Below are 14,610 nucleotides of genomic sequence, written 5' to 3' on the forward strand. Positions count from 1 at the left end.
CAACTTGGTAAAAAGTGGATTTTTGATGATTATTCATATTTATGCAAAGGTCTCTAATAAGAACAACAATAATCAATCACTTCTTTGACCTGTAATTTAAAACTTGAATTTTTTGGCACTTCAAACGATGTGCCTTTTGTAAAGGTTTGCCATTCATGTTCATTTGGCAGTAGTACATCCGCTTCGCCTGTTTGAATTTCTACCAATTCATTCTCAGTAGTATCAAACGCATAATCACCTGCCATCGGAAAACTCAACAGTGCGGCTGCTCACTCTGCCCTAAAAATAAATATTGGCTTCTTTGATGACAGTTACATTTTCAAAATTTGACATCAAAATTCCCTAAACTGAATCTAAAATATATTGAGTTAATAATGGTACTGGTCTCCCAGTAGCGCCTTTTTTAGCACCACTTACCCACGCTGTGCCAGCAATATCTAAGTGCGCCCAACAATAGTCTTTGGTAAATTTAGCCAAAAAACTTCCAGCGACGCTAGAACCAGCTTCACGACAACCACTAGAATTTGCCATATCAGCAAAATTAGATTTAAATAATTCATTAAACTCTTCATCTAATGGTAACTGCCACACTGTGTCCATAGAGTTTTTACCTGCCTTAATTAAATCATCAGCTAAGTCTTGGTCGTTCACCATCATTCCAGAATGGTGCTTACCGAGCGCCACAATCACCGCACCTGTAAGCGTGGCAACATCAATTACCACTGCTGGGTTAAATTTGGCAACATAAGTCAGCGCATCACACAAAATCAAACGCCCTTCTGCATCGGTATTAAGAATTTCAATCGTCTGCCCTGACATAGATTTAACCACATCGCCCGGCTTGGAGGCATTATGCGCTGGCATATTCTCAACTGTTGGTACCACAATAGTTAAATTAACCTTGAGTTTCATCTCAGCCACCGCATGCATTGTGCCAAGCACAGATGCTGCACCGCACATATCATATTTCATCTCGTCCATACTCGCACCAGATTTGAGTGAAATACCGCCACTATCAAAAGTAACTCCCTTGCCCACCAACACAATGGGCTGAGCACTGTCATTGCCTTGGTAGCTCAAACTGATGAGCTTTGGTGGCTCAATTGAGCCCTTAGAAACCGACAATAAAGAACCCATGCCTAATTTTGACATATCAGATTCTTCTAGCACTTGACACGCAAGATTAAATTCTTGTGCCATGTTTTGTGCCGTTTCTGCCAAATAAGTCGGCGTACAGACATTCGATGGCAAATCACCCAACCTACGAGTAAGCGCCATACCGCTTGCAATTGCTAGCGCCTTGTCAATACTAGCCTGTTCACCTTGTTCAAAAACCACTGTTTGTAATGTATTTTCTTCGGGTGTTTCCAGCTCAATTTTTTGTATTTGATAATCATTATTCGCTATTGCTTGAGTAACAATTTCAACAAAGTTTTCAACTTCAAGCATAGGCAAGAACAATGCTTTCAAATTAAACTGATTGGCAGTTTTAGCCAAAGTTATTGCTAATTTTTGAACTGTTTTGTCGTTAGGTATTTGGTCTCCAAGTCCAATTTTTAATTTATTAGCGCCATCAAACTCTACCTTGTTTAATTTCAGCATCTCATCAAAAACAACCTGTATTTGTGCCTCCGTGGCAGATTTATTAATTTTAAATTCCATTATTTCTGCAACCTATTTTATAAAGATGCGTATAATTTTACACATCTCACACTACCATAAAAAATTATGTTTAAAAAGATACTACTTACTCTCGCCCTCGTTAGTACCCAATCTATTGCCGACAAGTCTACCATTGAAAACCTAAATTCAATATTCGGCACTATAGATATTGAAAAAACCCCTTTTAAAGGCGTTTATGAAGCCATTGCTCAAAACCCAATTCAATCTTTTTTTGTCTCGGAAGATGGTAAATACTTGATTCAAGGTGATATTATCGACTTAACCACTCGCCAGAAAATGCCAAACAGCAACAAAGTGCGGCAACTAAAAAAAGCGCTGTTAGATAGCGTTGAAGATAAAGATAAAATTATCTATCCGGCAAAAAATGAAAAATATGTAATACATGTATTTACCGATGTAGATTGCCCATACTGCAAAAAACTACATAGACAAATGCCCAAAATAAATGAATTTGGGATTACCGTCAAATACCTCGCCACACCATTGGCATCATTGCATCCAGAAGCACAAGGAAAAATGGAAAAAATTTGGTGCGCTAAAGACAGAAAAAAAGCGATGCACGACTATAAAACTAAGAGTATTGTGCCTAATTCGGATGACTGTAAAAACCCAGTTGCGCAGCAATTGCTATTATCTCAGCAACTAGGAGTGAACGGCACACCTGCTATTTTCCTTTCTGATGGTACGCACTTGCCAGGCTATCTACCGGCCGACAGACTCTTGCAAGCCATCAAGCGCACACTTGGAAAATAACACCCGAACCATTGCCCTAGGCGCAATCTGTTCAGTTGTTTTAGAGAAAAAATCACTCTCCACTTTCATCTACCCAGCAGAGGTTAGTGCACTAACAAAATCTCTAGTTTTTGGCACAATTCGCTTCTACCACCAGCTCAACGATATTGTCTCTAGACTACTAAAACACTCACTTAAAAAAGAAGACTTAGATGTTCACTGTTTAATGTTGCTCGGCGCTTATCAAGTCTTACATTCTAATGTAGCAACACACGCCAGTATTTTCGAAACTGTGAATGTCGTTAATGAGCTCAACAAGCCTTGGGCAAAACCCCTAGTGAATGCCATTCTTAGGGAAATAGACCGACAAAAAGACGATTTACAGCAACAAACACATTACACCCATCCAACTTGGTTAGTGAAAAAAATTAAACAATATTACCCCAATAATTTTGCACAAATCTTCACCCAAAACAACACCCAAGCCCCAATGACGCTACGCATTCACCCTAATTTCAACCAACGAGCCTTGCCCGTCTTTATGGATGGGCAAGGCTCGTTGGTTGAAATTGCACCACAGGCAATAATTTTAAATAAAGCGGTTAATGTTTACGATATTCAAGATTTTGATAAAGGCTCGTGTTTTGTGCAGGATGCCTCGGCCCAATTAGCTGCACCTTTGTTAAACCCAAAAGAGGGGGATTTGATTTTAGACGCTTGCTGTGCGCCAGGCGGAAAAACTACTCACCTTAGCGAATTAGCCCCAAATGCCACAATCATTGCACTAGATAACAACAAGGAAAGGCTAAAACGCGTGCAAGAAAATATTGAGCGATTTACCATAAAAAACATCGCCCTACTACAAGGAAAAGCACAAACGCAAGACTGGTGGGATGGCAAATTATTTGATAAAATCCTGCTGGATGCGCCTTGTTCGGCCACGGGTGTAATTCGTCGCCATCCTGATATCAAACTACTTAGAAAACCTAAAGATATCAGCGCTTTAGTCGCCCTACAAAAAGACATTTTAGACAATTTATGGACAATGCTCAAGCCAGGAGGCGTGCTACTATATGCTACTTGCTCAATTTTAAAAAACGAAAATGAAGCTCAAATTGCACAGTTTTTACAAAACCACTCAGACGCAGTTGAGGAAAAAATCATGCTTGATTGGGGGGTTGAAGCCACTCACGGCAGACAACAAATTCCGTGTTATGAATTTGACGGATTTTATTATGCTAAATTAACAAAAATATAGTCGGAAAGAGGCAAGAGACCACTGGGTTAATACAGCGGTCTCTACAATTATTTTTCTAGTGCAATATCCAGCACCTCATCAATCCACTTAACTTTTATTACTTTGAGTTTGCTTTTGATTTTCTCAGGCACTTCAGAGAGTTCTCGTTCGTTGTCGTCGGGGATGATGACGGTTTTGATGCCGCCACGCAATGCCGCTAGCATTTTTTCTTTGAGTCCGCCGATTGGGGTGATTTCACCACGCAGGGTAATTTCGCCAGTCATTGCCACATCGGCTTTAACCTTGCGTCCTGTAAGTACGGATACAAGTGCAGTGCACATCGCTGCGCCTGCGCTAGGTCCGTCTTTTGGGGTGGCGCCATCGGGCACATGGATGTGAATGTCAAGTTTTTCATCGAAATGTTCGTCAATACCAAATTTCTTGGCTCTACTTCTAACCACAGATTTGGCCGCTTGAATGGATTCCTGCATTACATCGCCTAATTGACCTGTGTAATTGAGCTTACCCTTGCCCTTGTAAGCGGCAGCTTCGATGGTGAGCAAATCACCACCTACAGAAGTCCATGCCAGTCCTGTTACTTCGCCAACTTGGTTGTTTTCTTCTGCTAAACCAAAGCGGAATTTTTTAATACCAAGATATTTTTCTAAACTTTTAGCATCAATAATGGCTTTTGTTTTGCGCTTCTTAATAACAACTTCTTTAACGATTTTGCGACAAATAGTGCTAATGGTTCTACTTAGGCTACGCACGCCTGCCTCACGCGTGTAATAACGAATAATGTCCAAAATAGCCGAATCTTTGAATACAATTTCATTCATTTCAACGCCGTTATTTTCCATCGCTTTTTTAATTAAATGACACTTAGCAATCTGCATTTTTTCATCTTCGGTGTAACCAGAGAGTTCAATAATCTCCATTCTATCTAATAGGGGCTGTGGCAAATCTAGCGTGTTGGCGGTTGCCACGAACATAACTTGCGAAAGGTCGTAGTCGATTTCTAAATAATGGTCGTTAAAAGTGTGGTTTTGCTCAGGGTCCAGCACTTCCAGCATAGCTGATGAAGGGTCACCCCGATGATCGGACGCCATTTTCTCAATTTCATCAAGCAAAAATAGAGGATTTTTAACCTTCACTTTTTGCATTTTTTGAATAATAGAGCCTGGCATTGCACCAATATAGGTGCGTCGATGTCCACGAATTTCTGCCTCATCTCGAACACCGCCAAGTGCCATACGCACGAATTTACGGTTCACTGCCTTGGCAATTGATTCGCCGAGTGAAGTTTTTCCCACACCTGGTGGTCCAACTAAGCACAAAATATTTGCCTTGTTGTGGGTAACACGAGTTTGCACTGCCAAATGCTCCAAAATACGCTCTTTTACCTTGTTTAGCCCGTAATGATCATCATCTAAAATATGTTGCGCCTTGGCTAAATTCTTATTAATGCGGGTTTGTTTTTTCCATGGCACATCGCAGAGATTTTCAATATAAGTGCGAATAATAGATGCATCAGATGAATGCGATGACATTCTTGAGAGTTTTTTTAATTCACCTTCTGCTTGTTTTTTAGCATCTTTAGGCATCTTGGCTTGGTTGATTTTTGCTTGTAAATCTTCAATTTCATTCTCATCTTCTGCCTGCCCTAATTCTTTTTGAATGGACTTCATTTGCTCATTCAAGTAATAATCTCGTTGGTTAGATTCCATTTGTTTGCGTACACGGGATTGAATTTTCTTCTCAGTGCCTAAAACATCAATTTCACTTTGAATTACTGATAAGATTTTATCTAATCGAGTTTGCGCATCTTTGCCGCTTAACAGTTCTTGTTTCTCAGCAGTTTTTAGCGATAAATTGGCAATAATGATATCGCTAAAACGCTCAACATTACTCACTTCTTTGAGCATATTAAGCACTTCTTCGGGGATTTTTTTGTTAAGTCTAATATAGGTCTCAAAGTTCTCTAATGCCAGTCGCATCATCGCTTCAACTTCAATATTTTTACCAACATCCAACGCAAATTCGCTCACTTCAACTTCGGTATAGCCATCCGCTTCAACAAATTCCTCAACCTTGGCGCGCTTTACTCCTTCGACTAAGACTTTGATAGTGCCGTCAGGCAATTTCAACATTTGCAAAATCGTTGCCAAAGTACCAACAGTGTGCAGGTCTTCATTCTTCGGGTCTTGTGTTTTTTCGTTTTTTTGTGCAACCAAAAATATATGTTTATTCGTCCCCATAGCCTGGGTAATTGCATTAACGGAACTTTCCCTACCAACAAAAAGTGGCATCACAGTATGTGGAAAAACCACCACATCTCGCAGTGGCAATAAAGGTACTCGTTGTTGTGTTAAATCTATTACCTCTGTTATGGCTTCTGTTCCCATAATAGTGTTACCCCTTTTAAACTTAGTAATTTAGATAGATAGTGATGAGTGACATTGATTTCAAGTATCCATTGCCCAAAATCATCCACTTTTTCATTATGGATATAGCCAATATTGTGAATTTCACTACGAATATAAGCACTAGTTACATCCAGCTGTATTCTGGCGCGTGTCATTGTTCCACTGAGTTGCTCTGCTAACGCTTGATAAAGAAAATCAATGCCTGCACCCGTTTGCGCCGAAATCCAAACACGAAAAATTCTGTTGTTCTCGTCTCTATCAATTCTTGGCTCGAAATTATCTAGGCAATCAATTTTATTCATCACCAAAATACTAGGGACTTTGTCAGCCTCAATATCAAAAATAATAGCTTGCACTTGGTCGATTTTTTCTCTGTTATATTCATCAGCTGCGTCCACCACATGGAGCAGCACATTGGCACGCCGTGTTTCTTCCAAGGTTGATTTAAAAGCTGCCACTAAATCATGAGGTAGGTTTTGAATAAAACCTACGGTATCAGCAATTACCGCTTCACCAGAAGCAGGCAATATCACGCGTCTAATGGTGGAATCAAGCGTGGCAAATAATTGGTCATTGGCAAAAACTTCTGCTTGGGTTATGTAATTAAACAGCGTGGATTTTCCTGCATTGGTGTAGCCTGCCAAAGCAATCATCGGTAATTCGTTCTTAATGCGTGACTTACGCCCTAAATCTCGTTGTTTATGTACTTTTTCTAAGCGTTTACTGATATTTTTAATACGCACAGCAATTAATCGTTTATCGGTTTCTAATTGTGTCTCACCCGGACCACGCATACCAATACCGCCTTTTTGTCGCTCTAAGTGCGTCCAACCACGCACGAGGCGAGTGGATAAATGCCTAAGTTGTGCCAGTTCCACTTGTAATTTACCCTCAAACGAACTTGCTCTCAATGAGAAAATATCCAAAATCAGACCTGTGCGATCCATTACTTGGCATTCTAAGTGTTTTTCTAAATTGCGTTCTTGTGAAGGAGACAATTCAGCAGAAAAAATGACCAAATCTAGCGCTAGTTCTTTAACCAAATCTGCCAATTCTTCCACCTTGCCAGAGCCAATAAAATACCTAGCATTCGCATTATTGCATGTTACTTTTAGGTTTTGAATGACATCCAGTCCAGAGGATTGCGCTAATTCTAAAAGCTCATCTGCACCATTGTGACTATGTCGATTTTGAGGAAGCTCTATATAGACCAGCAAGGTTCGCTCGCCTTGACCAACTGCCTCTTTTTGCTTATCAAATAATTCCACTAACGGCTGCGTTTAAGAGGCTTTTTTAGCCTTTTTAGCTGTTGCTTGTTTTCCAGCCAACTTATATACTATCAAGGGTTCGGTTTTCTTTTCAACCACATTTCTGTCAATAACCACTTCGCTTACATCACTCAATGAGGGCAATTCAAACATTGTATCTAACAACATATATTCCAAGATAGAGCGCAATCCTCTGGCGCCTGTTTTACGCTTAACGGCTAATTTAGCAATCGCTGATAAAGCGGGCTTTCTAAAAGTTAATTTAACACCTTCCATGGCAAAAACTTCTTGAAATTGCTTGATTACTGAATTCTTTGGCTTGGTTAAAATTTGAATAAGTGCCTCTTCGTCTAATTCACCTAACGCTGTTTGTACCGGCAAACGACCGACTAATTCTGGAATTAAACCATAACTAATCAAATCTTCTGGCTCAATAAGATTGAATAATTCTGTTAGATTCTTCTCTTCACTCAAATCTTTCACATCTGCACCAAAACCAATGCCTGTGGCTTTTTCTACCCGCTTACCGATAACTTTGTCCAAGCCATCAAATGCACCGCCACAAATAAATAAAATCTTTGAAGTATCAACATCAATGGTTTCTTGATTTGGGTGTTTGCGTCCGCCTTGTGGTGGCACAGAAGCCACAGTACCTTCAATCAATTTTAACATTGCTTGTTGTACACCTTCGCCAGATACATCACGAGTAATGGAGGGCGAATCAGAACGGCGAGAAATCTTATCTATTTCATCGATAAAAATAATGCCATGTTCAGCACGAACTGGGTCAAAATCACATTTTGACAACAGACTTTTAATTACATTTTCAACATCATCACCCACATAGCCTGCTTCAGTTAAAGTGGTCGCATCTGCCACGGTAAATGGCACATCCAAAAGTCGTGCCAGCGTTTGTGCTAACAATGTTTTGCCCGAACCTGTGGGGCCAATCATTAAAATGTTGGATTTATCCAGCTCAACATCGTTGGATATATGCCCACTTTGCAAGCGCTTGTAATGATTGTAAACTGCAACAGACAACACTTTTTTAGCATGATCTTGTCCAATCACATATTCATTCAGAAAATCATGCAACTGCTTCGGCGTGTAGCTCCAATCTTGATGTGCGTCAATAACTGCCTGCGAGGCTTGCTCTTCAAGTAAACCATAGCACGATTCAATACATTCGTTGCAAATGTAGACACCAGGTCCTGCAACCAATCTATCAACCTCGGATTTTGCTTTGCCGCAAAATGAACAATTAAGCTTTTTCGTATTTTCTGCCATTAACTTAGTCCTTTACTGAATAAAATAAAACAGGATTTAACGCTGTGTCAATACCTTATCAATCAAACCGTATTTAGCCGCTTCGTCAGCCGACATAAAATTGTCTCTATCCGTGTCTTTTTGGATGGTTTTGATAGCCCGACCCGTATGAAACTTAAGGATATTATTGAGTTTTTCCCTCACTTTGAGGATTTCTTGCGCATGAATGTCAATATCACTGGCTTGACCAGAAAACCCACCCAACGGCTGATGAATCATACACCTAGCATTTGGCAGTGCAAATCGTTTGTTCTTAGCGCCAGCAGTTAACAATAACGCACCCATACTCGCTGCTTGACCAATACACAGGGTTGAAATATCAGGCTTGATAAACTGCATAGTATCATAAATCGCCAAACCTGCAGAAACCGAACCTCCCGGAGAATTAATATACAAATGAATGTCCTTGTCAGGGTTTTCGGATTCTAAAAACAACATCTGCGCAACAATGACATTCGCCATATAGTCTTCAACAGGGCCGACCATAAAAATAACGCGTTCTTTTAGAAGGCGTGAATAAATATCGTAAGCTCGTTCACCACGGGCAGATTGCTCTACCACCATTGGAATTTGATTTAGATTTTGAATACTCATTTTATTGCTGTTGGGTTACTTCTTGGAAATCTTTCTTATTGATAGTAACTTTGGCGCTCTTTAAAATCAAATCTTGCACCATTTGCTCTACCACAATCAACTCAATCGTTGCTAATCTAGAAGAGTCTGCGTTGTAATAATCCAACATTTGTTGAGAGTTTTTACCATACGCCTGTGCCATTTCTTTAAGTTTTACATCAATTTGTTCTTTACTGGCATTAAATTTATTATCACTAGAAATCTGATTAACCAGTAAACCTAACTTAACACGGCGTTCTGCCTCAGGATTAAAAGTAGCAGCTGGCATATCGCCTTGATCAGGCATACCTTGTTGTTGTAAGCGTTGTTTCATCTCTTGCAATAGGCTTTGTGCCTCGTTATTAATGCTTTCTTGTGGCACTTCAAAGTCGTTTGCTGCTAACAGCGCACCAAATAAATCGTCTTTATTTTGATTGGTCAGGCGACTGTCAACTTCAACACGCATTTGCTTTTTCATACTCTCTTGCAAAGCATCCATGTCTTTTTCGCCAAATTTCTTAGCAAATTCATTGTCTAGTTTGGGCGCTGTGGGCATACCTACTTCGGTAACTTCGACCTCAAAAACCACGGCCTTACCCGCTAATTGAGGGGCGTGATAGTCTTTTGGAAAGGTTAAGTCCAAGGCAGTTGATTCTCCAGCAACAACGCCTTTAAGTCCATCTTCAAAGCCCGCAATCATCGAGCCTTTGCCCAGTATCATTTTAAAATCTTTGGCAGTGCCGCCTTCAAATACTTCGCCATCAATCATGCCTTTAAAGTCAATCGTTACTTGATCGCCATCGCTAGACTTGCGTTTAACTGCCTTATATTCAGTTGATTGCTCAGTTAGCCCCTTTAAGGTTCTTTCTTCATCCGCTTTGGTGATTTCGACTTGCGTTTGCTCAACTTTTAACTTAGAAAAATCAACCACTTTGATTTCTGGATACACTTCAAATTCCACCGTGTAAGAAAAATCTTTTTTACCTTCTGTATCAATTTTTGTAATGTTTGGTTGTGAGGCGGGTGTTACTTTTACCTCCGTCAACGCATCAAGCAAAGTGTCATCAACAAGCTTATTAACCGCATCAGAATTAGCATGCTTGCCAAACTGCTTGCGCATAACAGGCATCGGCACTTTGCCTTTTCTAAAGCCATCAATATTTACTTGGGAAACCATTTTTTTCAGAATTTTATCTGTTGCTGCCTTAAAGACCTTAATGGGCAATTCAACTGTTAATGATCTTTTTAGACCGTCTAATGTTTCTAGAGAAGTTTTCATTTGTTATTAAATCCGATAGTGTACTTAAAAAAGATAGATTATACCCGATAAAACAACATACGACTTTAGTCCCAATGCAGGAATCAAACAGAGTAATCTCTATTTTTGAATCAGAACATAGAAATTTTGGTTTTTATTCTAACGCCTCATTTCTTTTGCGTTGCCATATTGCCGATAGTGAATTCTTAATAGTGTTTGCGCGAGCTGAAGTAGAAGGGCTTGAGGCGTAATAACTGGGTGAAAACTTAACTCCAGATGATTTCAACTCTGCCACACCATTAATTTTTTTAATAACTGCTAAATCATAATTTCTAGACTTTCTGTTGTAGATAATAATCTCCCCTTGACCGCCTTCCACCCAAGAAAACCACTCATCGCCTTTTAAATATCCATTAAAAGTTGAACCATTCGCTTGTGTAAAAGTTATTTCGCCAGGATATGCCATCACTGCAAATAGCGATGTTGAAAAACTAAATAAAACAATGGATAATATTTTTTTCATCTCATCTCCTTAATTTTTAATGACGGTAATAGTCATTGTATCGCCTGCAGCAGATATATCAGTAACACTCACACCACTAGGATTTCCATCATAACGCTTGGAATTTGGAGTACTCTCGTTACCAAAAGTAACGCTATTGTTACTAAAAAATAAGTTGTTAATGTGTCCTCCTCCCCCATTGTTGTGATTAGGGTTTTTGTCTAATTCAGCATTGTTCGCCTCTTCCACATCTACCCATCTATAATTTTTATCACTATTACTTTCCTTATTGTCATTAATGTGAAGAATCAGTAACCCACCAGGAAACAAACTGCCATCAGAGTTTCCGTTAAGCACATGCAAACCCAAATCATAACCACGACCAGCACGATTTTCAATCAAGAAATATTCTTTATCGCTGCCTGTTTCTACTTTATAGGCTCGATACTTATCACTTGCAGTACTTTCAACAGATAAATCACTATGCGTGCCTGTCGCTAATGCAATCGGATAAGTAAATCTTGAATTTGCTTTGCTCCAAGCAGTCATATGTGTAGGTGTTTTTCCTGGCTGTTCGCTCTCTTTCTTCCCCCAACTTCCAGCACCCATTAAACCAAATTGACCAATACCCTCTGTGTTTTCACTGGTGTCGTAAAGGTCTGGTAAATTAAAGGCGACGTGTCCAAGTTCGTGCGCAATAATACCAATAGTGGCGTCCTTATTATCAGAGTGCTTTTCACCAAACATAGAATAATACCTTAATTTAACACCGTCATGAGTAATAGGATTAGTGACAGAGGCAGCATGCGCCCAAACACCAGGAGATTGTCCTATTGCACTTTCGCCACCAGCAACTAAAAACAGTAGTTGCAATTCATCTTGGGATATTTCGCCATCTTTATTTGTGTCATATTGCGAAAAATCGATAGAACTGTCTGCAAATATTAGTGCATCAACTATGCCTTTCTGAGCAAAATCTCGTCCTGAATTAGGATGGTTTATAGCAAGCGTTGCAGTAATAACACCGTCATTGGTAGTACCCTGAGTCTCCACGGCTTTCACAAATTGATAACGCCCCTGCGATATTTCATTAAAATAATGATTCAACTGCCCCTCACTAGAGCCGAATATTTTTTTTGCCCAAATACTTGCACCATGATCAAAAGTCATGTCATTAAATTCAATCCTAACCACCACCAATGGTTGCTGCTTAATCACTTGAACAGAAAGTGGCTTTGTGGTAGTGGCAGTGCCATCAGAAGCCTTAATATCAAGTTCATAAACATTATTGGTATTGACATCGACAGCATTTTCAAAGTCAGGTGCAGATTTGAAAGTAAGTGCGCCAGAGCTACCATCTAATTCAAATAAATCCTTATCCACACCACTTAAATTATAAGTTATTGCATTGCCTTCAGCATCAGTAGCACTAGCAGTATAACCAGCATCAATGTTGTTTTCAACAACATTAATACTTCCAGCACTATTAATAACGGGGGCGTCATTGACTTGGGTTACTGCAATGGTAAAGCGCTGAATTGCTGTTAGATTACCACTATCAGTTACGCTTAGTGTTATCTCGCCTGAGGTGGTTACACCTTCTAATGGTGTCCAATTGATTTGACCCGTGCTGGTATTAAGTGTCATACCAGTGGGTTTTCTTGGGATAGACCAGGTGTGGGTATCACCATTATCCACATCTCTCATATTGGCATCATAACTATAAATCGTATCTTCTGTTGCGGTAGTAGGAGCAATTGTGGTAATGACAGGAGCATCATTGACTTGGGTTACTGCAATGGTAAAGCGCTGAACTGCTGTTAGATTACCACTATCAGTTACGCTTAGTGTTATCTCGCCTGAGGTGGTTACCCCTTCTAGTGGCGTCCAATTGATTTGACCTGTGTTAGAGTTAAGCGTCATATTGGCGGGCTTTCCTGAGATAGACCAGATATGGGTATCACCACTATCATAATTCACATTGGCGTTATAACTGTAAAGTGTGTCTTCTGTTGCGGTAGTGGGGGCGGTCGTAGCAATAACAGGAGCATCATTGACTTGGGTTACTGCAATGGTAAAGCGCTGAATTGCTGTTAGATTGCCAGTACCATTGTCTGTGACGGTTAATGTTATTTCGCCTGAGGTGGTTACCCCTTCTAGTGGCGTCCAATTGATTTGACCTGTGTTGGAGTTAAGCGTCATATTGGCGGGCTTTCCTAAGATAGACCAGGTATGGGTATCACCACTATCAGCATCATTCACATTGGCGTTATAACTGTAAAGTATGTCTTCTGTTGCGGTAGTGGGGGCAGTCGTAGCAATGACAGGAGCTATATTTATGTTCTCATTTTTTAAGGTTTTTATAAAATGAGCGATCGCTTTTGATTCACTTATTAGGGTTTTATTAGCTTCATGAACTACAGCACTTGCAGAAACATCAGCATCAGCAATATCGACGATTGTAGTAATATCTTCACGAGTATCGACAGTAATCTTAACCCCGTTATCGGGATTGCTATCCTCATCCAAAGTTTGCAATATTTGCAATATTTTAATCATCTGAGGATTTGTTACATTATTTCTATCCACGCCAACCAAATCGGTTGGAAACACCTTGTTATCAACATTAATCTTAGACAAAAGAAAGTCTTTTTTTAGGGTTAATCCACCAATTTTAAAAGTAACCTTGCTATCACTGCTTGAATAATCAAATTTACCCGTTTTATCGGTATATTGTTCTACACCGCCATCTATACTATAACCCAAGCCTTCAACGGCGCTATCTAATATATTCGCCGATTTATTAATCGATGGGGTTGGAGAGCCGCCACCGCAAGCAGTTAAAGCTAAAGCACCGAGTAAAACAATAATTACATTGAATTGTCTCATAAGCCAGAAATATAAGCGGCAACGGCATCAATCTCTTGATTGGTTAAATTCTTAGTAAAGTTAATCATCATACCTTCATAATCGTTGGTTCTATTAGGCTTATTTTCACCAGTTTGTAGATTAATCGAATATTGGCGAAATAACTTAAGTTGCTTAGACACATACATTGCGTGTTGTGATGCCAATGCAGGGAATCCTGCTGATGGAACACCTCTACCTTTTGGTCCATGACAAGCAATACAAGCAGTAACATCGGTTGCCTTCTTACCGCCACGATAGATTTTCTGACCTAATGCAAACAAAGCACCGGATGCGCTCACACCTTTAGAGACTTTTTGAGACGCGTAATAAGCCGCTAAATTAGCCATGTCTGCTTCCGTCAATGGGGCAACTATACCTGCCATCACGCTATCAACACGAGATTTGGATTTAAATTCTTTCAGTTGTTTGAATAAGTAGCCTTCGTTTTGTCCTGCCAATTTTGGAAAAACAGGTGCAGGTGCATTACCATCAACGCCGTGACAACCAGTACAAGTAGCCGACTTAATTTTCCCCTTAGCCGCATCGCCTGTGGCAAAAGTATATGTTGAAACTAAGACCAATGCCATCGTAAAAATCAATGCTAATCTATTCATAAAGACTTCCTTTTCTGCAAAAAAATAAGCTGATATTATACT

11 protein-coding genes and 1 pseudogene are annotated in these 14,610 nt (G+C 39.8%); 2 read left to right on the forward strand and 10 right to left on the reverse strand.

The genetic code is table 11. From position 1 onward, the window contains the following. Positions 1 to 53: 53 nt before the first annotated feature. Together CRYPD_RS00120 and CRYPD_RS00125 are read right to left on the reverse strand one after the other, a co-directional pair. Positions 54 to 273: pseudogene (locus CRYPD_RS00120) on the reverse strand (pyrimidine/purine nucleoside phosphorylase). A gap of 69 nt (positions 274 to 342) precedes the next feature. Beyond that, the gene (locus CRYPD_RS00125) at positions 343 to 1,662 is read right to left on the reverse strand and encodes a leucyl aminopeptidase (RefSeq protein ID WP_138145544.1); all 1,320 of its coding nucleotides are present in this window, start codon (positions 1,660 to 1,662) and stop codon (positions 343 to 345) included. Between the two features lie 66 nt (positions 1,663 to 1,728). Here CRYPD_RS00125 and CRYPD_RS00130 point away from each other — a divergent pair, with 66 nt between their 5' ends. Both CRYPD_RS00130 and rsmB read left to right on the forward strand, forming a co-directional pair. Further along, positions 1,729 to 2,436, forward strand: coding sequence for a DsbC family protein (locus tag CRYPD_RS00130; RefSeq protein WP_138145545.1), 708 nt, complete (start codon positions 1,729 to 1,731; stop codon positions 2,434 to 2,436). Next, the gene (gene rsmB / locus CRYPD_RS00135) at positions 2,426 to 3,673 is read left to right on the forward strand and encodes a 16S rRNA (cytosine(967)-C(5))-methyltransferase RsmB (protein WP_244610211.1); all 1,248 of its coding nucleotides are present in this window, start codon (positions 2,426 to 2,428) and stop codon (positions 3,671 to 3,673) included. The genes CRYPD_RS00130 and rsmB overlap by 11 nt, the downstream gene beginning before the upstream one ends. 47 nt (positions 3,674 to 3,720) lie before the next feature. Here rsmB and lon read toward each other — a convergent pair whose 3' ends face one another. The 8 genes from lon to CRYPD_RS00175 all read right to left on the reverse strand — a co-directional run bounded on the left by lon (position 3,721) and on the right by CRYPD_RS00175 (position 14,568). After that, positions 3,721 to 6,057, reverse strand: a complete 2,337-nt coding sequence (gene lon / locus CRYPD_RS00140; RefSeq protein WP_138145547.1) for an endopeptidase La — start codon at positions 6,055 to 6,057, stop codon at positions 3,721 to 3,723. Further along, positions 6,039 to 7,346, reverse strand: a complete 1,308-nt coding sequence (gene hflX / locus CRYPD_RS00145; protein WP_138145548.1) for a ribosome rescue GTPase HflX — start codon at positions 7,344 to 7,346, stop codon at positions 6,039 to 6,041. Before hflX ends, lon begins: the two co-directional genes overlap by 19 nt. 12 nt (positions 7,347 to 7,358) lie before the next feature. Then, on the reverse strand, positions 7,359 to 8,633 hold the full coding sequence (gene clpX / locus CRYPD_RS00150) for an ATP-dependent Clp protease ATP-binding subunit ClpX (protein WP_138145549.1): 1,275 nt from the start codon (positions 8,631 to 8,633) through the stop codon (positions 7,359 to 7,361). A gap of 36 nt (positions 8,634 to 8,669) precedes the next feature. After that, a complete protein-coding gene (clpP, locus tag CRYPD_RS00155) occupies positions 8,670 to 9,266 on the reverse strand; it encodes an ATP-dependent Clp endopeptidase proteolytic subunit ClpP (protein WP_138145550.1) in 597 nt (198 codons plus the stop codon). A 1-nt stretch (position 9,267) separates the two neighbouring features. Next, on the reverse strand, positions 9,268 to 10,563 hold the full coding sequence (gene tig, locus CRYPD_RS00160; RefSeq protein WP_138145551.1) for a trigger factor: 1,296 nt from the start codon (positions 10,561 to 10,563) through the stop codon (positions 9,268 to 9,270). A 133-nt stretch (positions 10,564 to 10,696) separates the two neighbouring features. Next, a complete protein-coding gene (locus tag CRYPD_RS00165; RefSeq protein WP_138145552.1) occupies positions 10,697 to 11,065 on the reverse strand; it encodes a hypothetical protein in 369 nt (122 codons plus the stop codon). Positions 11,066 to 11,074: 9 nt separating this feature from the next. Further along, the gene (locus CRYPD_RS00170) at positions 11,075 to 13,933 is read right to left on the reverse strand and encodes a M6 family metalloprotease domain-containing protein (protein ID WP_138145553.1); all 2,859 of its coding nucleotides are present in this window, start codon (positions 13,931 to 13,933) and stop codon (positions 11,075 to 11,077) included. Beyond that, positions 13,930 to 14,568 carry a c-type cytochrome gene (locus CRYPD_RS00175; protein ID WP_138145554.1) on the reverse strand — a complete coding sequence of 213 codons (639 nt, stop codon included), beginning with the start codon at positions 14,566 to 14,568 and terminating at the stop codon, positions 13,930 to 13,932. Before CRYPD_RS00175 ends, CRYPD_RS00170 begins: the two co-directional genes overlap by 4 nt. Positions 14,569 to 14,610 lie beyond the last annotated feature (42 nt).

Origin of the sequence: Bathymodiolus heckerae thiotrophic gill symbiont (genome assembly GCF_900180345.1) — a bacterium.
Classification (GTDB): domain Bacteria; phylum Pseudomonadota; class Gammaproteobacteria; order PS1; family Pseudothioglobaceae; genus Thiodubiliella.